Raw genomic sequence first — 19,438 nt, forward strand, 5'->3', positions numbered from 1 at the left:
TCAACCATGGTAGTATTTGGGCGGAACATTCAAGAGGCTGGCCGAGCGATCCTAAGGTTATTTACAACTGGGTATTAGCCAATCCAGTATTGTTTGACGAGCCTATTTTGAATGTTAAGGGGAAATTATCGTTCTGGGAATTTGACGGAAAGGAGTCGAACTCATGAGTGCTACACTAATTTCAGAAAACACATTCACCGCTAAGAAAAAGCATTTATGCGACCTATGCGGCCAGCATATCCAAGTTGGGGAAAAATATAAACGTCAATTCTGTGTTGATGGTCATGCCTATGCTTTTAAAATGCATTTGGTATGTGAGGATATTTCAAAGGTTTATAGCAAAGAATATGATTCATATTTCGAAGGGTACGATCACAACTGTTTTTCACACGACGTATTCGAGAACTTCGAGGTAGTAGTCGGCTTCAAAAGTGATGGCTTAAAATACCAAGAAGCCTTAAAATTATTCAAACAAAAATGGATCGAAGGAAAGGAGACCAACGGAAATGTATAGCCAAAAACCTCTACAATGGATCAATAACCACTATGGCCTAAATGCCCAAATCGGAAAGGACATATTGCATGGCAACCGTAAAGGAACGATCTCAAAAGATATGGGAAAATATATCGGTGTGGTTTTCCATGACGACACTGATAACACCTACCCATGTCATCCGACCAATGGAATTACCTATTTAGAATCACGAACTGACTTGTCAAAATTCAAAAAGAAAAAATGGCGTTCAAAACAAAGATATCGTGATTATTTGGAAGCTTCAGAATGGTATGGCGGGACATTCTTCGATTATTTGAAGGATGAGAAATTAATCAAGAGCGGTAAATATTTTGATTAGTTATGGAAAAGTTTATTAAAATCGGAGCGATCCTATATCTTCCTGTTTTTTTGATAGGCCTATTTTTAATGGGTATAGCGATCATATTTATGACGATTGGTCTATTCCTTACCCTTGAGTTTGATAAGGCAAAGAGAGGGTTTTATTTTATGCAACGCACAGTTTTGAGAAGGAGATAATAATGGCAAAAGAATCATTCTATTTCAGCCATGACTATGGGTCTAGGAACGATCCCAAATTGGTCAAAGTATTAATGAAATTAAAGCAGGAGGGTAAGGGTGTATACTGGGACCTAATTGAAATGTTATACGAACAAGGTGGGTACCTTATGCTTTCGGATTGCGATAGCTATGCGTTCGCATTGCGAACAAGCGAAGAGTGCATTAACAGTTTGATAAATGACTTCGGATTATTTGAAAATGATGGTCAGAGGTTCTGGTCTGAATCAGTTTTAAGGAGGATGAATCAGAGAAATGCTAAGTCGGAGAAGGCAAAGGAAAGCGCCCTTAAAAGATGGAATAAGCCCGATTCTAATGCGAACGCATCCAAAAAATATGCGAACGCATTACCAATGCAAAGCAACAGCAATGCTATAAAGGAAAGGAAAGAAAAAGAAATAAAAGAAGAAATAGATAAAGAAGAAAATTCTTCTCCTTCTTCTGCTCCGCTTCCTGTTTTCAAAAAAGGATTTGATTCGATGGAGGAGGTAAAAGATTCGATCATCAATGATGAAAATTCTTTGATGGATATCGGAGCAGTTGCAAAGGTTCCAGATCCAAAGGATGTCAAGAATCGAATTGAGGAGTTCTTTACTTTCCAAAAAGCAATCGATAAATTCCATACGGACAGATCTGAATTCAAAAAGCATTTCTTCTCCTGGTATGCGAAGAAGTATCCTAACACGGGAACAGGATCTCATTTAGTCCATTCAACAGCGACGTTGACTGATTCTTCTAATCCTCCGGATAATTCAGGGAAATGGATATGGTTAAACAACGGGTGGAGGGATACGACGAAGTTCACTGATTATCAAAAACAGAAACACGGATTGAAATGAAAAGCAAAATTGAAGGAAAATTACCACCGCAAGCAGTGGACTTGGAAGAAGCCATATTGGGTGCATGCATCAGTGAAACAAATGCTTTCATGTTCATCGCCGATATTCTGAGACCTGAAATGTTCTATCGAGAATCACATCAGATCATTTTCAAAGCATGTCAGGAAATTTCTGTTTCGGGAAGTCCATTGGATTTGATGACGCTAATGGCTAAACTTCGCAAGGATGGTAATTTCGACAGAGTAGGAGGTATTTATTTCCTTACAGGGCTTACAGATCGCGTTGTCTCTTCGGTGAACATGGAATATCACTCGCGAATTATTGCACAAAAATTCATGCAACGAGAACTTATCAAAGTTTCTCATGATACGATTGACAAGTGCTATGATGAAACGAATGATATTTTTGATATCCTTTCGAGCTATGAGACCAAGCGAGACGATTTGGTAAATCATGTGGCGACAAAAAAAGAGGTAAAGCAGGCTGATGCTTTAGAGGAATTATTCTCCGAGATGATTAGGAAAGCTGATTTGGGAATTCAAGATGTGACAGGGGTAAATACCGGTTTTCAGAATATCAATGAGGCTACTGGCGGCTGGCAATGTTCAGATTTGATAATCATCGCGGCTAGGCCGGCTATGGGAAAAACGGCTTTCGTCCTGAAGCAAGCAGTAAACGCAGCAAAGTCGGGGAAACCGGTGGCAATATTTTCTTTGGAGATGTCGAAAAGCCAATTGCTAGAACGGATGATATCCTTTGAGACGGAAATTGATTTGACTAAAATCAAAAAATTAAATCTTGCAGACCATGAGTGGCACAAGCTTCATTCGAGAAAGGATCAGCTGAAATCTTTGCCAATTCATTGGGATGATACCCCAGGGTTAACCTTGGTCGAGTTATCTGCCAAAGCGAAAAGGATGAAGCGGTTGTATGGAGTTGAAATGATTGTGATCGATTATTTGCAACTTATCTCTGTTCCCGGGAAATCTCGGTTGGATGAAATCAGCACAATATCCCGCGGCCTCAAGATTCTTGCAAAAGAATTGAATATTCCCGTTTTGGCTCTTTCGCAGCTTAGCCGCGCAGTAGAATCACGACCAGGAAACAGCAAACGTCCTATGCTTTCAGATTTACGGGAATCAGGATCGATTGAGCAAGACGCTGATATAGTTGGCTTCTTGTACCGTCCCGAATACTACGGAATCACGGAAGATGAGGAAGGAAGATCTACTGCCGGTATTGCTGAATTCATTATCGCCAAGAATCGTAATGGATCGGTTACCACTTGCGAAATGGGTTTTGTCGGCCGGACAACTAATTTCAAAGAGCTTGAAGACGATTTTCAGCCAAGTGGAATGATTACCGATTTCTCTTTTGTCGATAAACCAGATCCGCTTCCAAGTAACGATATGTCAAAGTTCGCAAATTGGGATAGTCCGATGTTACCCGATGATGGGCCTTTTTGATTTTTCAAAACTTATACATTTGGATAAATAAAAATAAGTTTATAGTTTTGTTTCCATGGATAAGATGGTTTTGAAATTGGTTATGAAGAATAATCCTGAGATTGATTTTGAAGGGTACCGAAAGGCGTTAGAGCCCAGGTCACTTGATCTATCAGTCGTCGATCAAATCTTCCAAGATATCCAGCCATCAACCAAGAAAGCCAATTCTGAACTTGTTTTCACTGCTGCAATTCTTCTCTTATTTTCCCCTAAAGCTATTCTGCTTTCGGAAAAGTCCGAGTATGGAGTTGCCCAGATTATTCAAGAAAAGCTTTGTTTGAAACGTCATCAGCAATCATCTTACCGGATTAAAGTTGCCCGTGAACTGTATGAAGTTGATAAGGTGTTTAAACACATAGTTGACCAAGTAGTCGAAGGGAGGAGCTCATGAGTGATGGTTTAGAGGTAAAGCTTACCGCAAAGCAAAAGGAATTCTGCAAAGAGTATGTCAAAGACTTAAACGCCACTCAAGCAGCTGTGCGAGCAGGATACAGCGAAAAAACAGCTTATTCTGTTGGTTCAGAAAACCTGAGAAAACCTGAATTGAAATCCGAAATTCAACGTCTTCTTCAGGAGAAGCATTTGGGCGCAGATGAGACTAAAAGTATTATTTCAACAATAGCTAAGTCTAACGTAAACAAGTATTTAAAAGTTGTTTTGGTGCCTGACTACCCGATGATTAAAGTACCTCTCGGAACAATCATTAAAGAGATAGAAGAGGAAATTGAATTTGAATCGGAGTACGCTTCGTTGATTACGATGGGCAAAGAGGAGACTGAAAAATATGAGCAATCCCAAGAGAAGAGAAGAAGAAATATTATTCGATTAAAACTTGAATTGAAACGCAATCCGGGGGCTTTTAGGGAGAGAAAGGGCGATCCAATCTTGGTTGAAAGTACTGAATTTGATATGGTCGCACTGGCCAAGGATAAAGAGTCTGGAATCATTAAATCTTACAAAATGACAAAGGATGGTCCTGCTATTGAATTTTGTTCTGTAGATACTCAATTGGCCAACCTTGCTAGGGTTAATGCTCTTTTCAAAGATACATTGGATTTGAATATGAATGGTAGCGTTTCGATCGATAAGTGGTTGGAAGATAATAATGAGGGAATTGATGAAGGGTAATGATAAAAGTCCAGCGGCCATACCGTCCATTGTACGAAAATAAGGATAAATCGATCATACTCGTTACGGGTGGTCGGGGATCTGGAAAGTCCTTTAATGTTTCTACGTTCGTTGAAAGGCTGTCTTTTGAACAAAATCATAAGATGTTGTTCAGCCGCTATACGATGGCTGCTGCAGCTATTTCCGTAATTCCTGAATTCCTCGAAAAAATACAACTGGATGGAGCCGTAAATCATTTCAAAGTTACTCAAACTGAAATTTTGAACAAGTTCTCAGGATCTGGAATTATGTTCCGTCCTATCAAAACTTCATCTGGTAACCAAACCGCCAACCTAAAATCGATACAAGGATTAACCACATTCATCGGTGATGAGATGGAAGAGTGGGAGAGTGAAGATGACTTTGATAAGCTAAGATTATCAATTCGTAAAAAGGGAGTTCAGAACAGGGTGATTCTTGTGATGAACCCTACAAATGCGGATCATTTTATCTACAAAAAGTATATTGAACATACACATCGAATTGAAAGAATTGACGGTGTTGATGTTCAGATCAGTACCCATCCCGACGTACTTCATATTCATACAAGTTACCTAGATAACGTTAAAAATGTCGATCAGAAGTTCTTAGATGAAATCGAAAGCATCAAACAAAAAAGTATAGCCCAGGCTTCTCGTGATGCTCGCGCGGAACTAATTGGAAAGGGGTTTGAAGGTGATGAGGAAAAGTTTCAAAAGGAATTTGATAAGGCATTTCAGAGAACTAAATATGCTTATGTGATTATTGGCCGGTGGGCAGATGTTCGCGACGGTGTGATCATTACTGATTGGATGGAAGGTGAATTTGATTTAAGCTTACCATACGGTTATGGACAGGATTATGGTTTTAGTGTCGATCCAACAACTTTGATCCGTGTTGCTGTAGATAACAGACTTAAACGAATCTATGTTGATGAAGAATATTATGAAACTCAACAGTTGTCAACAGATGCTATTTATCAAATAAACAAATCTCGATTAATTGGCCCAGATGATTTGATCGTAGGTGACAGTCAAGAGGGACGATTAATTCTTGATCTACAGGAGGCAGGGCTCAATATCGTTGAATGCGAGAAGGGACCAGGGTCAGTTGTTGCCGGGATCACTGCTATAGGTAATTATACAATTGTGGTAACTCCTCGATCGACGAATATCAAAAAAGAATTGAGGAATTACATTTGGAATGATAAAAAGGCTGGTATACCTATTGATAAATTTAATCACGCTATTGACGCGATAAGATACATTTTTAGAAGGCTCACAGATGGTATTGATACCGATGATGAAATCTTCGATTTATTTTAAAACTAACCATTAACAATACTAAAATGGCAAAAGAAAAAAGCACAACCGTATCTATTCAACCTGCTGTTCTTCCAGCTTTGGTGGATGCTATTGGTACAAGTTTAGCTCCAGTCTATGACAGAGCAGCTGCAGAGTATGATGTTACTCAGCATGAAATATTCGATGAAAATATTCGTCCTAAGAAAAGGGTAAAGCGAGTTGTCAAGGATGGTGACGGGAATCCTATTCTAAAAAATGGACAACCTCAATATAAAACTGAACGTATCGAAGTTAACCGCATTGGTATTCCTCTGCAAAAGTTGATCGTTAAACGTCGTGTGTCCTTCATGAACGTTGGAAAGATGCAGCTTGAAGCGAATCCAGTCGATGATCAAGAAAAGCGATTATTGGCTATGGTTCAAAAGATTCGGGAAGATAATAAGCTGCAATTTTTAGAAAAAGAGGTGGCACGTCGGCTTCTCAGTGAATTGCAGGTCGCAAAGCTTTGGTATTCTGAACCGGTAGATCCAGAATATTGGAAAGCCATTGGCGCGAAAGGAAACTTCAGAATGCGGTGTAAGATCCTGTCTCCGCAACTTGGTTATAGTCTGCTACCAGTATTTGATGATCTTGGAAATATGGTTTATTTCGGTGTGGCTTATGAATCGCCTCTTGGCCTTTCCGAACTTTCAGGTATTACTGATACAACTGAACTGGCCCAAAAAGCAAAGCAAAAAGACAAACGCCTAGACATCTATTCGGACTCATTCATTCTAAATTTTCGTCAAGCCCGTACCGGCGAACAAGCGGATAATGATGCTGGATGGATTCTCGAAAATTCAATTGCTCATACATACAAAAAGATTCCTGTTGTCTATTACTCTAAACCAGAACCACCCTGGGCAGATGTTCAGAAATCTATTTCTCGACTTGAAACGCTTCTTTCCAATTTTGGTGACACCAACGATTATCATGCTTCACCAGTATTTGTAATGCTTGGTAAAGTAGGAGCTAAGGTCCTTGAAAAAGGGGAGCAAGGTAAGAGTCTACAAATTACAGGCGATAATGGTGATGCTAAGTATGTAACCTGGGAACAGGCTACCGAAGCGGTAAAGCTTGAGATTGATACTCTTGTTAAATTCATCTTTACATGTACCCAAACTCCGCAAATGGCAATGGAAGATCTGAAAGGCATTGGGGCTCAGTCCGGTGTGGCTTATGATCGGGTTTTCATGGATCCACATTTAGCTGCTCAAGATGAGATTGATGGTGAATATGGTCAGTGTACTCAACGCGATATCAATTTGAATAAAGCATTTGCGGCTGCTATTGATACTTCGCTTGTTAAGGCTGAACAATCATTGTCGATCACCTATGACATTCCTATCTACCGCATCAATGATGACGCTGAGACTATTGGATTGCTCCAAAAGGCTGCCGGGGGCGCTAAGGTTCTTTCTCAGAAGTCCGCTGTTGGTTATTCTCCTTTTACCAAAAATGCAGAGGAAGAGCTTAAGCAGATCGAGGAGGAGGCGATGAACTCACAAGAAGTGGAAATTAAGTAGGTGCCTAATCATATTTTTAAAGCAAGGAAAATTTCGATTTGTAAGTTTTTATTTCTTTATTTGATTACTAATTTCAATTATATGACTGGTGAAACAGAGATTAAAGCCGCCTTATTTGCAAAAATAGCTGAAGTTCTAGTGGGGAAAACTTTAGATGAGGTTTTTAAAAAAAAACATAATATAGAAAAGGATATAAATCTAGTTCTTCAGTCTTACGTTCGTAAGAGGATGACTAAGTTATTGATAATAAATACAATAGTTTTAGGTAATCGACGTGTTCTATTGGACGAAATTTATGTGCCTTTGACAATAGCTTCCGAGAAAGAAACTTTCTGTATAGATTGTTATCCAGATGATTTATATAAAAATCATTCATCAGTATTGATTACTGATACAGCAGGTATGGGTAAATCAACAATTTTGAAAAAGTTGTATTTTTCATCTATCTATCAGAATTTAGGAATTCCGTTTCTTATTGAATTGAGACGATTAAAAGGAGCAGAATCTTTGTTTTCTTACATCCTCAAAGAACTTAAATTGAAAGAAGATAGTTCAGATGCCCTAGCGGTGAATTATCATTTTGAAAATGGTGGATTTCTTTTTTTCTTTGATGGATACGATGAAGTGACTGATGCTCAAAAATCAAATGTTAGTAATGCTATAGACAAATTTGTTGAAGATTATTTCAACGGAAATAGATTTTTCCTTACATCGCGACCTGAGCCTGGTTTAGTTGAATTTGGCGGCTTTGCGGAATTTTATATAAATGGATTGGAAGAAGAGGAATCATATAAATTGATTAAAAAATATGATAGATCAAATGAGGTATCAGATCTTTTGATTAAAAAATTGAAATCACCCCAATTTGTTGGTTTAAAAGATTTCTTGAAAAATCCTCTTTTAACTTCTTTGCTTTATCGTGCTTTCGAGTATAAAAATAAAATTCCTATAAGAAAGAATCAATTTTATAGACAAGTTTATGACGCAAACTTCGAGGCTCATGATCTGACAAAGGGAGGAGCTTATTCACGTCCAAAAAAGTCAAATTTAGATACTGAGGATTTTCATAGGATTCTTCGTTATGTAGGTTTTGATTGTTTTCAATCTCAACAGGTAGAATTCGAAAGTAAAGATAAGATCTTATCTGTGATATCTGAAGCTAAGAAATATTACAATATTAGTACTTTTAAGCCGATAGATTTTTTAGAAGATCTTTTAAAATCAGTACCACTTTTCTCAAAGGACGGAAGTTACTATAAGTGGAATCATAGGTCTCTTCAAGAATATTTTGCATCACAATTTATTTTTATGGATTCCAAAAATGAACAATCAGCTATTTTATTAAAAATTTACAATCACAATTCCTTAAGATACTACTTTAATACACTTGAACTTTATGCGGATACTGATCCAGTATCTTTTAGAAATATTATAGAATTAGAGTTTTTACGAGAGTATATATCTTATTATGAAGATTCAATTTCTCAAATGGGAAGAAATTCCGACGAAATTAAAACAAGAGTTGATCATCTTTTCTTTAGAAAAATCAAAATTGCTCAAGATAGTAATCCAGTTTTTTTACAAATACATAGTGCATTTGAACTTGACAACCTAAGCGAAGAAGAAGATGAGTTAGAAATAGATGACAATATATTAATGGATCTACATAAGTTGGATTTAAGTAACGATAAACATAATGGTCAAATTCTTAATTGGCGAACAGAAGGTATAGTTACGTGGCCGCGATTTTCTTTAAATACATTTATGTCAATTTATAGTAATATTAAAGGAGATATTTCTGAAATTCTATTTAGTATGGGAAGGAAATATATAAAAAAGAAATTTCCGCCAGACTATTATCATGTAGAAATCGATTTAAAAAGTGATTACCAAGATAAAGTTTTTGAACTAAATTTTGACCCTCAAATGTGGTTTAATCAAGGTATAATGTTATCAAAAATTAATGAACTACTAGCTTTAAACAGGGGATATTATGAATTTGATATAGAGTTGGTAAGAGAGGAAATTCATAGTATATTAAATTTTCAAAACGGAAATCAAGGGTTTATAAAATTTTGATAAATAATGCAAATTATACGTTTGCATCATGTTTTTTGTTATCTAAACGGATAACTTAATATAATTTTGTGATTATAAGTTTTAAACGAGGCAGGCACGAAATAGCTACTCGGACTTGACTCACAATCACAAAATTATGTCACTTAAATCAAAGATTATCGCAAAATTGAAAGCTAAGGCAACCGCTGTGGGTGCCGCAAACCTTTCAAATGTCAGAATCAACGGACTAGCGGACAAGTTAGATGCAATCGTAACTAACGAAGACGATATCGACGGTGAGATAGACAAACTAGACCAGATTTTTAGTTTCAAGGAAATGGCCTCGCTGGATGATGCTAAACGCAACGCGGAAAGCAAAGCAGGGGAGGAAGAAGATGCAGAAAAAGCAGCCAAGGCGAAAAAGGAAGCAGAAGAGAAGGCTGCAGCGGAAGAAGCTGCTAAAGCAGCAGGTAAAACAGGTGATCAAGCACCTTCATGGTTCAATACTTATGTTGAAAACCAAAATAAGGTTATTGAAACCCTTACAAGCACTATTTCCTCAATCCAAAAAGGCTCAGTTGCCCAAACTAGACGCCAACAACTTGAAGCCAAATTAGACAAAGCACCTGATCGTTTTAAAACCCGTACTCTTCGTGATTTCGAGCTTTTGAAATTAGAAAGCGATGACGAATTCAATAATTACTTAGCAAATATTGAACAAGATGTTGCTGATGAAATTCAGGCTGCTTCGGATGCTGGTTTAGGTGCGGATGCTCCGTCTTTAAGTGGCAGAGGTGGTAAATTGAAGGATGACGAGGTGTCTCCTGCAATGCAAGAAATTATTAACCAGCGCGAAGCTGCTGCTAAGGCAAAAGTTGGCGCACAATAATCTTTTAGATGGGATTACAAGGAGTAAAAAGATCAGGTACCCAAGGTTTCAATAAGGTCGTTTTCGAGAACGTAATTGATACTCTTCCTGGTGGAATGACACTCGACGTAGCTAAAGCAGATTACCCTGATGGATATGTTCCAGAAGGCTCTTTGGTTGGTCGGGAGGCATCCACCGGTATTGGAAAAGTATTGACTGCAGTCGATGGACCTATTAAACCATTGGGTTTTACGCATAGGGCATCAGAGGTATCTGATGGTAATACCCTAGCAAATGGAGTAGTTATCAGTGGTACAGTAAGAATTAAAGCACTATCAGCAGGATTGCAAGCAATTGCAGCTGAATTGGCTGAGGCTCTTCCAAGAATCACTTTTGTTTAATTAAAGTATAATCTTATCAAATGATAAATGTACAAGAATTGGTGCCGGAATTTAGGAAAGCGGATGCACAAGCATACATTTCAACCTTTCCCTTTGACACTCTTCAATACCAGACGGCATTTCCTCTTCAGTACCAGCCAACGTTAAAATGGTCGGCTATTGAAGCTCAATTCGGCGCTAAGGTAATGGGTGCTGTCGTTGACTTCAATAGTGCATCACCGCGTTTCGGACGTAATCTCCCAACAACAATTAGTGGTGATATGCCAAAGATTGAAGGGGCGAGAGACAAAGTCGAAACAGATTTTAATACATTGAGAGAACTTGAAGATGCAGTTCGTCGTTTGCCCGCAGGACCTACACGAAGAGAAGCAGCAAAACGTGTGTTGGACTGGCATTATGAAGATCAAGTTTTTGCTGTTAATCTGGTTGAAGCTCGTAATGAGTGGTTAGCGAAACAGATTGCATCAACGGGTAAATACAGTCTTACTCAAGTTAACAATGAACAGGGGATCCAAACGACTACCGATGTTGATTTCGGTATCCCTTCAACCAACTTTGTTAACGCTACGAAAAACTGGACTGATCCTACAGCTGATATTGTCGGCGACCTTAGGAAGGTTAAGGCAATGGCTAAATTAGCCAACTTGCCTGTCCCTCAGTTTGCATGGTGTGAAGAATCAACCGTTGATTTAGTTGCTCAGAATGCCGGTATTCAAAAGTTTACAGCGACTTATGTTGCAAATGCTTTGGGATTACAGCAAGAGCCTGGATTGGAGGAAATCAATAGAGCGTTGCGTTCTAAAGGTTTGCCAATCTTTAAAATCTGGAAATCAGAGATGGTTCAAGAGTCTAAAAATGGGACACAAACTGTTGTCACGGGCTGGGCGTCAGGAAACGTAACTTTCTCGGTTACTGAGCAGCTTGGAAATACACAACATACGACTTCTGCTGATGAGTATGTAGAAGCAGGTGTTGCGACAAAAACGAAATCGGGTATTGTATTGATCAAAACTTGGGGTATTGAAGATCCTATCACTGTGGTGACAAAAGGAACCGCTTACTGTACGCCAGTATTGAACAATGCAAAATCAATTTTCATTCTAAAAACTATTTTACCAGGTGGATAATATGTCGGCTGAAGGAACTAAAGTTGAGGGTGCTGGGGCAAATGCTCCAGCCGCTTCTCCTAAAGTAGGAGGAGCTCAAGGCGGAGAGCAACCGTCGGACAACCAAAATGCTAAACTGATCGAAGATCTCCAAAAGGAGAATGGTGAATTAAAAGCCGAATCTGCTAAGAAGGATGAAAAGATCACCGCTTTGGAAGCTGAAATCAAGAAACTCAAAGAAGATATTGCTAAGAAGGGTAAAGGTAAAGCTGAGAAATCGGAGCCAAAATTCGTAGTTATCGATCCTTTCCGTGGCAACACGAAGAAAGATGATGGTGAGGTTTATGATCGGGGTGCTGATGTTTCTCATTTCGATGAGGACCGTTTGGCAAATCTTATCGATCGCGGTTTAGTAAAAAAATCATAGATAATATCTGATCATGAATAACAAAGAAGCCCTGCAGTTTGAGTTCGGTCAAAAGGTCCCGGACGGAGTATTATCAACTCAATTGATAAAAGCAGGATTAGATCCTGAACACGATTTTGATCCTACTACCGAGGAAAATAGTAAGAAGATGGATTTAGCTCTTGCAGGGCTTCTTTTTTGGATTTGTACGAGCCGCAAGTCGATCAAGGAACTTGATTTTCAAGTTACTCAGAACGACGTTGATGATTGGTTAAAGCTTCGCTCTATTCTGCTTAAACGTTGGGATGTTCCCAATGAACTAGATAATGAACCTGTGATTGAAAGTACTTCGGACCTATGGTAGATTTTGAACAATATCCCGATACTTTGAAATACAATGATCTTGGTGGAATTACCAATGAGGTCAAATGCCGTTTTAAGCCTAGCTATGGCGGTCGTTATTTTATTGGTCAGGATGGTAACAAGATCTTGTTTCAGTATGATATAGCATTCCCTGAAGGGACAGAGCCTATACCAACCGCAACATTGATTGATGCTTTTGATCTATCAGGATGCCAGTTCGTAAGTCAGCAGGAATTAATGGAGTTTCATATTGGGCAGTTACATTGCTTCGGGAGGATTTAGGATGAAGATAGGATTGGAGATTGTCACTGATATGAATGTTTTAGCGAAAGAGATACAGAAGGAGATTGATGCTGAAACTTTAAAACATCTTATTAAGGTCCTAAGTGTGGGAGTTGAAAAAGTCCGTAAGAAGATGGAAGGTGTACCTTATCAAGATCATACTGGAAATCTAAACAGCTCCACTGGATTCATTATTTACCATAACGGTCAAGTCGTTCATCGTGATTTTAGGGAAAGTGATAAGGGAACTGACAAGGTTACAGGACTAAAAGAAGGGCTTTCCCTCGCTCTGGCTGAGCTAAGGGAATCGAGTGGCTGGGGAGTGGTTCTAATGTCGGGAATGGATTATGCGAGCTGGGTGCAGGGTAAAGGATATGATGTGTTGCTGAGCGCTACGACAAACCTTAACTCCATATTGAAAGAGGCTTTTAATGAAATTGGAACTATTGAGTAATGGATAAAGCAATTAAAACGGCAATCGGTTCGATGGAGGATGTCAAAGAAGCTTTAGAGCTTGCTGATGTATCAGGTAATACTGGACTTACAGGCGAAATCCGATTGATCCTACGTATTCTGAATTCCAAGAAGGAAGATATCGTAATAAATTGTATTGTACCATCCGCAACTCAGATCACTGAAAACATAATCAATGTCAATCTTCATATTCCCAACTTACCGGCTATTCCTGCTGGTGTTCCGAATACGGTTGATAACGGGCAGCCAGATATCGCTAGGTTGGAGGAAATAGGAAAGTTTCTTATTGAGGTGCTGGATGGTTTCAGGGGACATGATTTTTTCATCGAAGTTGAAACTACAGGAGAGGTTATCCCGGATGGTAAAAACTGGTTCTACAATATCGTGATCAGATATTTCTATTTACGTAGAGACAAATAATTGAATAATTAACGGCCTTTGGCCACAAATCAAAATAATATGGCAGCAGTAACAGGTGTCGAAAGTCTTGAACTGGCAGTTATGGCAGCGAATGGCGCTATGCCAACAACTGGTTGGGTAAATGTCCGCGATATTGAAATGGGGAGTGTGAACCTCACTATTCCACCATTAAATAAAACCCGTGTTCGAGTTGAAGACAAAGCAGGCGTGCGTTGGGTCATTCCTGGTGAAACAGATCCTGCAACAATCGCTTTCAATTCATTGGAATTAAAGATTGATGCAGCAAACCTTTTATTCAAAGGAGAGGTAACAACCGACGCGACCGAATTCAAAGCGCCTGCGGATAGTGAGCAAATCTACTATTTAGCAGTTCGCCTAACGTCTAAGCCTTTCGAAGGTAAAAAGATGGTCTTCACCGCACCGGCGTTAGCAGGATCTGCAGGCTTTGTAAATGCGATCACTAAGAATGGATTCTTGGCCCTTAGCTATAATGCGGATGTGACGACTCCAGTGGATGCAACGGGAAATGCTGTATCTCCATGGGGATATAAATTCGTTGATGCAACACCAGCCCTTCCAGAGGGGTAATTTAAAATATAAGCCTGAAAGCCGGAGGTTAGGCGGTTAGTAGGGCTTTATTAATCCTAACCCAAAATGAATAATTCAGTAAAACAAGATATGGTCCAATCCCTTTCGGACCAAAAAGTACTTATCAAAAAGGTAAGATTAAAAAAGCAATGTAAGTCATGGTACACCAAATTGCTTTCATTTCTTTTTATCATCCCTCGTTTCTATTCAAAGAAGATCTATCTTTCGGAGTTGTATCCTGGTACCGTTGTCCGCATATTAGGTATTATTAGCCGGTTGCAAGGCGCGAAAGAAATTTCTGATGTAGAAATCTACAAAATGATTGAGAATAACATTCCATTGTTTATAGAGTTCTTAGCTGTTGGATTGCATAATAAACCTACTGATCCTCCAAAATGGCTTATTGAAGCATTAAACTATCATTTCACACCAACTGAATTGCACACAGCTGTAAATGAAGTCTACCGGAGGTTAGACGTACAAACTTTTTTCGCTATATCGGGATCGCTAATCGATCTGAAGGATCTGGAGAAAACTATCCTGGGAGAGGAACAGCCTACGACCTAATTTCTAATACTTGGAAATATTACGGTGGTACTGAGCATGATATTAAATGGGGAGTTACTTGGAGAAATCTTCTTATGTATAACTCTATAGGTCCCGAAGTCAATAAATCAGGATCGTCTAGTGGATCGAATAATCCGACAATGGGCACTAATGAAGCTGTATCTCTTTGGGATATTGGCAAAAGGTTGGATCAAGGATTGGGTGTATAATATGGGAAAGTGGGGGAGATCCGGACAGGGAAAGTCCATTTTGAAGGATATAGCTAATCGTGGTTTTGTTAGAGTGGGTGACATTTACTTCCCACCAGGTTCAAAGGAAGCTATATCTTCATTGCCGAAAAAGAAATCGAGATCCAAAATTGTCCGCACCGGTTGGACTGATGATATTCGAAACATAAGGAATAAGGAAAAATACCATGATCCTTTTATCAATTTAGTCAAAACAGAATTGTCCCTGGAGGTTTGGCCGGAATTCTTTTTTTCAGTAGATCGTCTATATCGATTTGACTACGCAATTCCAGAGTTTAAAATCGGGATTGAGGTAAATGGTGGTGTATGGGCCAAAGGGAATAGCGGCCATAGTTCCGGAAAAGGTATAATGCGAGACTATGAGAAATCTAATCTTGCTCAGGCACTTGGGTGGAAAGTTTTAACTGTTGTTCCTGATCAGATCAAGAATTACGAGGCTTTGGATATTTTGAGAAAATTAATTTGATTATCCGTTTGGATAATATGTTATAAATTTATATGTTTGTGCCGTACAAAACGTGTTTCGCCGTTCTTTGAAGTTTTTATTTATATTTGAGTTTTTAGCTTAAATATAAATTTTTTATGAAAAAGTATTTTTTTGCATTGCTCATTGGCTTTTCCTTGGTTGGAACTACAATTTCTTGTAGTAAAGATAAAGAAGAAGTTGTCGTTAATCCTTACGAGGCTCAAATAGCAGGTACATGGGAATTAACTCATTTTGATGGAGTCTCAGTGGGCTCAATTAGTGGGTTTAAAACAACAAGAATTACATTCGCTTCTGGTGGTAAGTATTCTGGATCAGGTCAGTTTGGGAACGGGGAAGGCACATACAAGTTGGATGGTAAAGTTGTTACAACATTTGTTGATGGCAAGCAATATCATAAATATGAAATAATATCTATTTCGAACGGTGTTGCTGAACTTAAAATGTCAGATTCTTCTGGGACTGTTGTTATTAAGGCTAAAAAAGTTTAGATATGAAAAAATTTATTTTAATATCCTTAATAGTTTTCTGTAATGCAGCTACTTATGCTCAACAAAAGAAAACAGCAGTAAATCCTTATAAAGACCTTTCGGATGTTTCATCTATAATTCAATGGAGTAGTATTCACAACAAGATGAGCGAACTCCCTGGTTATGATATGCCAGTTATAGAATTTGCAAGGACTGCAGAATTGCTTCCAAAATATATAGAAATGTATAATTTGGATGGCGATGCTGGGCAGAAAAAACAAGCGGCTTTATTTAAGAAGTATCAGAGCAAGATCACTGATTATATTAACGGTAGCACCTCATTTGGAGAAACGAGAGGGAGTATATTAGTCTATAACAGTGATAATTTTCAATGTGGTTTTGTCAATAATAGTGGATCTTTGACTTTTTTTCAAACTGGTATTTATTCGAAGAATTCATACAATACTATACGGTTAAATTCAACTCAAAGGGCTTTAAGCGCAGCTAAAGATGTTGCACTTCCAACAATTTATAATTTTAGCGCATTGAAGGATATTTCTGAAATAAAACATTTTTTAATTATAGTTGGATATACTTCAAAGGATTTTACATCAGATAGTGTAGCTGATTCGGATGCTGAAACTATTGGACTTTTGGTATCTAAAAATAACGCAATAAAATATATAAACGCAGAATTTACTGATGAGCAATTGTTAAAAAATTCAATCCTCTATAATATCAATAGCGCTACAGGGGGAAATATTAAAAAGATTTCTACTCAATAGCAGAAATTCGTTTGCATTTATCAAAATAGTTTTGCATTTTTGAAATGCGAAAACAAAATAAAGTCAGAGGAGCTTTTAAAATTTCTTCAACAAAAAGACATATATACTAATACTAGGTATTGGTAAAATATACAGACATTGCTCTGTTCGTGTGGTTACAATTTCCAGCCTTGTGCTGACTTTGTTTTGTTTTCGCAGACCCACACGGCAGGGCTTTTTTGTTGCCGGTAAGTTGTGTAAAAATGCGAAAACAAACAACAACACCCAATCTAACGGATAACCTAATATCCGTAAAATTATCTCCCGAGGAGATAGACCGGCTAGAGAACCTACTCTTCCAAATTAATTATTTCAATGACTGCATGGAAGCAGATCGAAGCAATGCTGTAATCACGGCCCTTGTCGACTTCAATGACGGAGAAGGAAATGCAGAGGTCCTATCTGAAGGAATGCAGCTTATCTACCGTTTAGGTATCAATTCATCATTTATCAAAAATCTAGCTGAGAAAATCAAGGAAGGAGCGAACCATGGTATCTAAGAAAATGGCTATTGAAGCTCTTTGTGAGATTGAGGAGCTTCTTATCGGACTATTCGATAGATTCTTCGACCTGGAGGACTACCTAACTACTGAAAGTTTTAATAGTGAAATTATGGATATGCTTATCGAACTCAAGTTTCTTATGGCAGATCTGGGACATCCATTGACAGCAATTAATTTAAAAAAGTCTAAAGCAGCATAGTTTATGGCACATATTGAAAATGAAGGTAGGATCAACCAGGTTGAGTCTGCCCGGGAAGAGGTATGCCAAATTTTGGAAAATGTTTCCCATATAAACGAGGCTTATGGAATGTCGGTTGAGAATCTTTTGAACCTTCTCGCTCGGCAAATGAAAGCTATGAGCACTGCAGCGGAAGCTATTAAGGATGAAGAGGCTTTAGAACATATGGACAACCTAATTGGTGAATCGACTACTCTTATTGATCTACTGAAAGAAAAGGCAGGGTGGAATACATTTTATCAGATCGGGAATGCGATAAATACAGCTAAGAAATATATTGGGTAATTGCTTGGAATATTATCTGTTTGGATAAGTTGTGTAAAAATTATACATTTGGATAAGTTAATAAAAAAAACAGGCTGTTCCATCCCAAGGTGCAAGCCTGTTTAATCAAAAACAACATGATATGACAAATATAATAAAAATCATTGATAACAATGGCACTTCCATTGTTTCTGCTCGTGAACTCTATGAATTTTTAGAAGTAAATTCTAATTTCACTACATGGTGTAAAAGAATGTTTGAATATGGGTTTGAGGAAGGTAAAGACTTTATTCCAATTTTGGAAGAAAGTACAGGTGGCAGGCCATCAGTTAATTACGCTCTAACAATAGATACAGCAAAGGAAATATCTATGTTGCAACGTTCTGAAAAAGGTAAACAAGCGCGACAATATTTCATTGATTGCGAAAAAAAGCAAAGATCAAATACTCAGGTGCCATTGACAAAGGAGCAATTATACATGCAGACATTTCAAATGTTGTCTGAAGATGTAAAAGCTTTAGAGATGAAAAATCAGGAGCTAGAATGCATTGTGATTGCTCAGGATAAAAAATTAGAATCGAAATCAGCCAAAGAAGATTTTACAGATCATATTACAAGCGAGGAGGAGTTTTCGCTAACTGTGACTTCAATAGGTAGCCGTTTGAATATTAATGGCAAGAAACTTAATAAGATACTTCTTGAAAAACATGTTATTAGGAGTTTGGATGACGATTATTGTTTGACAACTAAATACTTGGGTAAAGGTTATGCAAAGCGTATACTCATAAAATGTCATGATGGACAATTTCGTGAGAAGTTAAGATGGTCAAGGTTTGGAGAAGCATTTATTGTTGATTTAATTAAAGGATTGGATCGGTCGAAATATAAGATTCAACATATTCCAATAAATCAAAGCTCTTCAATAATTCATTAGATAAAGATTCTAGAACTTTATATCAAAAATAAAAGCCCTCCAATTGGAGGGCTTTACTAGAATATATAATTATTTTATATAATTTCCCATTTTCCACTTTTTACTAAAGAAACTCTGAATTCAACATTATTTTTAATTGGCTTATCACCAATTATAATTGAATGTGCTCTATTATTGGGAACATATTCATTTTCTGGAACTTCAAATACAGGGTCATGTTCTACGACTTGAGTAGGAGTTATTTGTCTTACTTTACCGACATTCAATCCCCATATTCTAAATTTGTTTGGATCTTTAAACTCTCCAGTTGTTTTTTTTTGTCTACCAATATTCTCCCAACTTTCTTTAGCTGTAGAGTAACGAGACCAATCGGATGATAAATTTGATCCGTCTTTAGGGGTATTACTGAAAGCACTTGCACTTGGATTATTATCCTTGCTACTTATAAAACTAAGTGCAACTCGAACATAGACATCATGTTCTGATAAGATTTCTTCCTTCTCCCACAT

General features: G+C 37.9%; 27 protein-coding genes. 26 read left to right on the forward strand and 1 reads right to left on the reverse strand.

Features of this window, described 5'->3' with window-relative positions; all coding sequences use genetic code 11:
- The first annotated feature begins 163 nt into the window (after window positions 1-163).
- The 26 genes from B3297_RS12375 to B3297_RS12500 all read left to right on the forward strand — a co-directional run bounded on the left by B3297_RS12375 (window position 164) and on the right by B3297_RS12500 (window position 18,929).
- Window positions 164-514 carry a hypothetical protein gene (locus tag B3297_RS12375; protein ID WP_286778953.1) on the forward strand — a complete coding sequence of 117 codons (351 nt, stop codon included), beginning with the start codon at window positions 164-166 and terminating at the stop codon, window positions 512-514.
- Complete coding sequence (locus tag B3297_RS12380; protein WP_286778954.1) at window positions 507-854, forward strand: hypothetical protein; 348 nt, start codon at window positions 507-509, stop codon at window positions 852-854. The genes B3297_RS12375 and B3297_RS12380 overlap by 8 nt, the downstream gene beginning before the upstream one ends.
- Before the next feature lie 181 nt (window positions 855-1,035).
- Window positions 1,036-1,911 carry a Lin1244/Lin1753 domain-containing protein gene (locus tag B3297_RS12385; protein WP_286778955.1) on the forward strand — a complete coding sequence of 292 codons (876 nt, stop codon included), beginning with the start codon at window positions 1,036-1,038 and terminating at the stop codon, window positions 1,909-1,911.
- The gene (gene dnaB / locus B3297_RS12390; protein ID WP_286778956.1) at window positions 1,908-3,377 is read left to right on the forward strand and encodes a replicative DNA helicase; all 1,470 of its coding nucleotides are present in this window, start codon (window positions 1,908-1,910) and stop codon (window positions 3,375-3,377) included. The genes B3297_RS12385 and dnaB overlap by 4 nt, the downstream gene beginning before the upstream one ends.
- A 55-nt stretch (window positions 3,378-3,432) precedes the next feature.
- Complete coding sequence (locus B3297_RS12395) at window positions 3,433-3,807, forward strand: hypothetical protein (RefSeq protein WP_194932877.1); 375 nt, start codon at window positions 3,433-3,435, stop codon at window positions 3,805-3,807.
- A complete protein-coding gene (locus B3297_RS12400; RefSeq protein WP_286778957.1) occupies window positions 3,804-4,544 on the forward strand; it encodes a terminase small subunit in 741 nt (246 codons plus the stop codon). Before B3297_RS12395 ends, B3297_RS12400 begins: the two co-directional genes overlap by 4 nt.
- A complete protein-coding gene (locus B3297_RS12405) occupies window positions 4,544-5,887 on the forward strand; it encodes a PBSX family phage terminase large subunit (protein ID WP_201639034.1) in 1,344 nt (447 codons plus the stop codon). The genes B3297_RS12400 and B3297_RS12405 overlap by 1 nt, the downstream gene beginning before the upstream one ends.
- 23 nt (window positions 5,888-5,910) lie before the next feature.
- Window positions 5,911-7,431 carry a phage portal protein gene (locus B3297_RS12410; RefSeq protein WP_286778958.1) on the forward strand — a complete coding sequence of 507 codons (1,521 nt, stop codon included), beginning with the start codon at window positions 5,911-5,913 and terminating at the stop codon, window positions 7,429-7,431.
- Window positions 7,432-7,512: 81 nt separating this feature from the next.
- Complete coding sequence (locus tag B3297_RS12415; protein WP_286778959.1) at window positions 7,513-9,510, forward strand: NACHT domain-containing protein; 1,998 nt, start codon at window positions 7,513-7,515, stop codon at window positions 9,508-9,510.
- A gap of 136 nt (window positions 9,511-9,646) precedes the next feature.
- Window positions 9,647-10,378, forward strand: a complete 732-nt coding sequence (locus B3297_RS12420; protein WP_286778960.1) for a hypothetical protein — start codon at window positions 9,647-9,649, stop codon at window positions 10,376-10,378.
- 8 nt (window positions 10,379-10,386) lie between these two features.
- Window positions 10,387-10,758: a hypothetical protein gene (locus B3297_RS12425; protein ID WP_286778961.1), complete on the forward strand. Its 372-nt coding sequence runs from the start codon at window positions 10,387-10,389 to the stop codon at window positions 10,756-10,758.
- Between the two features lie 20 nt (window positions 10,759-10,778).
- Complete coding sequence (locus B3297_RS12430) at window positions 10,779-11,885, forward strand: major capsid protein (protein WP_286778962.1); 1,107 nt, start codon at window positions 10,779-10,781, stop codon at window positions 11,883-11,885.
- The gene (locus B3297_RS12435; protein ID WP_286778963.1) at window positions 11,878-12,291 is read left to right on the forward strand and encodes a hypothetical protein; all 414 of its coding nucleotides are present in this window, start codon (window positions 11,878-11,880) and stop codon (window positions 12,289-12,291) included. Before B3297_RS12430 ends, B3297_RS12435 begins: the two co-directional genes overlap by 8 nt.
- 13 nt (window positions 12,292-12,304) lie before the next feature.
- Window positions 12,305-12,634, forward strand: a complete 330-nt coding sequence (locus tag B3297_RS12440) for a DUF6706 family protein (protein WP_286710203.1) — start codon at window positions 12,305-12,307, stop codon at window positions 12,632-12,634.
- Window positions 12,628-12,915: a hypothetical protein gene (locus B3297_RS12445; protein ID WP_286710204.1), complete on the forward strand. Its 288-nt coding sequence runs from the start codon at window positions 12,628-12,630 to the stop codon at window positions 12,913-12,915. The genes B3297_RS12440 and B3297_RS12445 overlap by 7 nt, the downstream gene beginning before the upstream one ends.
- 1 nt (window position 12,916) lies before the next feature.
- Window positions 12,917-13,369, forward strand: a complete 453-nt coding sequence (locus B3297_RS12450; RefSeq protein ID WP_286710205.1) for a hypothetical protein — start codon at window positions 12,917-12,919, stop codon at window positions 13,367-13,369.
- The gene (locus tag B3297_RS12455; protein ID WP_286710206.1) at window positions 13,369-13,809 is read left to right on the forward strand and encodes a hypothetical protein; all 441 of its coding nucleotides are present in this window, start codon (window positions 13,369-13,371) and stop codon (window positions 13,807-13,809) included. Before B3297_RS12450 ends, B3297_RS12455 begins: the two co-directional genes overlap by 1 nt.
- 18 nt (window positions 13,810-13,827) lie before the next feature.
- Window positions 13,828-14,397, forward strand: a complete 570-nt coding sequence (locus tag B3297_RS12460) for a hypothetical protein (RefSeq protein WP_286710207.1) — start codon at window positions 13,828-13,830, stop codon at window positions 14,395-14,397.
- Window positions 14,398-14,463: 66 nt separating this feature from the next.
- Window positions 14,464-14,964, forward strand: a complete 501-nt coding sequence (locus B3297_RS12465; RefSeq protein WP_286710208.1) for a hypothetical protein — start codon at window positions 14,464-14,466, stop codon at window positions 14,962-14,964.
- A 120-nt stretch (window positions 14,965-15,084) separates the two neighbouring features.
- Window positions 15,085-15,678 (forward strand): hypothetical protein, encoded by a 594-nt coding sequence (locus tag B3297_RS12470; protein WP_286710209.1) that lies wholly within the window; start codon window positions 15,085-15,087, stop codon window positions 15,676-15,678.
- Between the two features lie 116 nt (window positions 15,679-15,794).
- A complete protein-coding gene (locus tag B3297_RS12475; protein WP_286710210.1) occupies window positions 15,795-16,187 on the forward strand; it encodes a lipocalin family protein in 393 nt (130 codons plus the stop codon).
- 2 nt (window positions 16,188-16,189) lie between these two features.
- Window positions 16,190-16,951 carry a hypothetical protein gene (locus B3297_RS12480; protein ID WP_286710211.1) on the forward strand — a complete coding sequence of 254 codons (762 nt, stop codon included), beginning with the start codon at window positions 16,190-16,192 and terminating at the stop codon, window positions 16,949-16,951.
- A gap of 242 nt (window positions 16,952-17,193) precedes the next feature.
- The gene (locus B3297_RS12485; RefSeq protein ID WP_286710212.1) at window positions 17,194-17,490 is read left to right on the forward strand and encodes a hypothetical protein; all 297 of its coding nucleotides are present in this window, start codon (window positions 17,194-17,196) and stop codon (window positions 17,488-17,490) included.
- Entirely contained in the window at window positions 17,480-17,692 is a 213-nt protein-coding gene (locus B3297_RS12490) for a hypothetical protein (protein ID WP_286710213.1), read from the forward strand. Before B3297_RS12485 ends, B3297_RS12490 begins: the two co-directional genes overlap by 11 nt.
- 3 nt (window positions 17,693-17,695) lie before the next feature.
- Window positions 17,696-18,016 (forward strand): hypothetical protein, encoded by a 321-nt coding sequence (locus tag B3297_RS12495; protein WP_286710214.1) that lies wholly within the window; start codon window positions 17,696-17,698, stop codon window positions 18,014-18,016.
- Between the two features lie 121 nt (window positions 18,017-18,137).
- Window positions 18,138-18,929, forward strand: coding sequence for an antA/AntB antirepressor family protein (locus tag B3297_RS12500; RefSeq protein ID WP_286710215.1), 792 nt, complete (start codon window positions 18,138-18,140; stop codon window positions 18,927-18,929).
- Window positions 18,930-19,003: 74 nt separating this feature from the next.
- On the opposite strand, the gene B3297_RS12505 is transcribed toward B3297_RS12500, so the two are convergent.
- Window positions 19,004-19,438 carry a hypothetical protein gene (locus B3297_RS12505; protein ID WP_286710216.1) on the reverse strand — a complete coding sequence of 145 codons (435 nt, stop codon included), beginning with the start codon at window positions 19,436-19,438 and terminating at the stop codon, window positions 19,004-19,006.

Origin of the sequence: Sphingobacterium sp. UBA3519, from assembly GCF_002377215.1 — a bacterium.
Taxonomy (GTDB): Bacteria; Bacteroidota; Bacteroidia; order Sphingobacteriales; family Sphingobacteriaceae; genus Sphingobacterium; species Sphingobacterium multivorum.

What these genes read in the sequence shown, in the direction of transcription:
- B3297_RS12430 (WP_286778962.1), top strand. Translation starts at nt 10,779, where the DNA reads ATGATAAATGTACAAGAATTGGTGCCGGAATTTAGGAAAGCGGATGCA.
- B3297_RS12415 (WP_286778959.1), top strand. Translation starts at nt 7,513, where the DNA reads ATGACTGGTGAAACAGAGATTAAAGCCGCCTTATTTGCAAAAATAGCT.
- B3297_RS12395 (WP_194932877.1), top strand. Translation starts at nt 3,433, where the DNA reads ATGGATAAGATGGTTTTGAAATTGGTTATGAAGAATAATCCTGAGATT.
- B3297_RS12400 (WP_286778957.1), top strand. Translation starts at nt 3,804, where the DNA reads ATGAGTGATGGTTTAGAGGTAAAGCTTACCGCAAAGCAAAAGGAATTC.
- B3297_RS12490 (WP_286710213.1), top strand. Translation starts at nt 17,480, where the DNA reads ATGGTATCTAAGAAAATGGCTATTGAAGCTCTTTGTGAGATTGAGGAG.
- B3297_RS12445 (WP_286710204.1), top strand. Translation starts at nt 12,628, where the DNA reads ATGGTAGATTTTGAACAATATCCCGATACTTTGAAATACAATGATCTT.
- B3297_RS12420 (WP_286778960.1), top strand. Translation starts at nt 9,647, where the DNA reads ATGTCACTTAAATCAAAGATTATCGCAAAATTGAAAGCTAAGGCAACC.
- B3297_RS12440 (WP_286710203.1), top strand. Translation starts at nt 12,305, where the DNA reads ATGAATAACAAAGAAGCCCTGCAGTTTGAGTTCGGTCAAAAGGTCCCG.
- B3297_RS12495 (WP_286710214.1), top strand. Translation starts at nt 17,696, where the DNA reads ATGGCACATATTGAAAATGAAGGTAGGATCAACCAGGTTGAGTCTGCC.
- B3297_RS12425 (WP_286778961.1), top strand. Translation starts at nt 10,387, where the DNA reads ATGGGATTACAAGGAGTAAAAAGATCAGGTACCCAAGGTTTCAATAAG.
- B3297_RS12475 (WP_286710210.1), top strand. Translation starts at nt 15,795, where the DNA reads ATGAAAAAGTATTTTTTTGCATTGCTCATTGGCTTTTCCTTGGTTGGA.
- B3297_RS12385 (WP_286778955.1), top strand. Translation starts at nt 1,036, where the DNA reads ATGGCAAAAGAATCATTCTATTTCAGCCATGACTATGGGTCTAGGAAC.
- B3297_RS12375 (WP_286778953.1), top strand. Translation starts at nt 164, where the DNA reads ATGAGTGCTACACTAATTTCAGAAAACACATTCACCGCTAAGAAAAAG.
- B3297_RS12455 (WP_286710206.1), top strand. Translation starts at nt 13,369, where the DNA reads ATGGATAAAGCAATTAAAACGGCAATCGGTTCGATGGAGGATGTCAAA.
- dnaB (WP_286778956.1), top strand. Translation starts at nt 1,908, where the DNA reads ATGAAAAGCAAAATTGAAGGAAAATTACCACCGCAAGCAGTGGACTTG.
- B3297_RS12380 (WP_286778954.1), top strand. Translation starts at nt 507, where the DNA reads ATGTATAGCCAAAAACCTCTACAATGGATCAATAACCACTATGGCCTA.
- B3297_RS12500 (WP_286710215.1), top strand. Translation starts at nt 18,138, where the DNA reads ATGACAAATATAATAAAAATCATTGATAACAATGGCACTTCCATTGTT.
- B3297_RS12410 (WP_286778958.1), top strand. Translation starts at nt 5,911, where the DNA reads ATGGCAAAAGAAAAAAGCACAACCGTATCTATTCAACCTGCTGTTCTT.
- B3297_RS12405 (WP_201639034.1), top strand. Translation starts at nt 4,544, where the DNA reads ATGATAAAAGTCCAGCGGCCATACCGTCCATTGTACGAAAATAAGGAT.
- B3297_RS12485 (WP_286710212.1), top strand. Translation starts at nt 17,194, where the DNA reads ATGCGAAAACAAACAACAACACCCAATCTAACGGATAACCTAATATCC.
- B3297_RS12450 (WP_286710205.1), top strand. Translation starts at nt 12,917, where the DNA reads ATGAAGATAGGATTGGAGATTGTCACTGATATGAATGTTTTAGCGAAA.
- B3297_RS12480 (WP_286710211.1), top strand. Translation starts at nt 16,190, where the DNA reads ATGAAAAAATTTATTTTAATATCCTTAATAGTTTTCTGTAATGCAGCT.
- B3297_RS12505 (WP_286710216.1), bottom strand. Translation starts at nt 19,438, where the DNA reads ATGTGGGAGAAGGAAGAAATCTTATCAGAACATGATGTCTATGTTCGA.
- B3297_RS12465 (WP_286710208.1), top strand. Translation starts at nt 14,464, where the DNA reads ATGAATAATTCAGTAAAACAAGATATGGTCCAATCCCTTTCGGACCAA.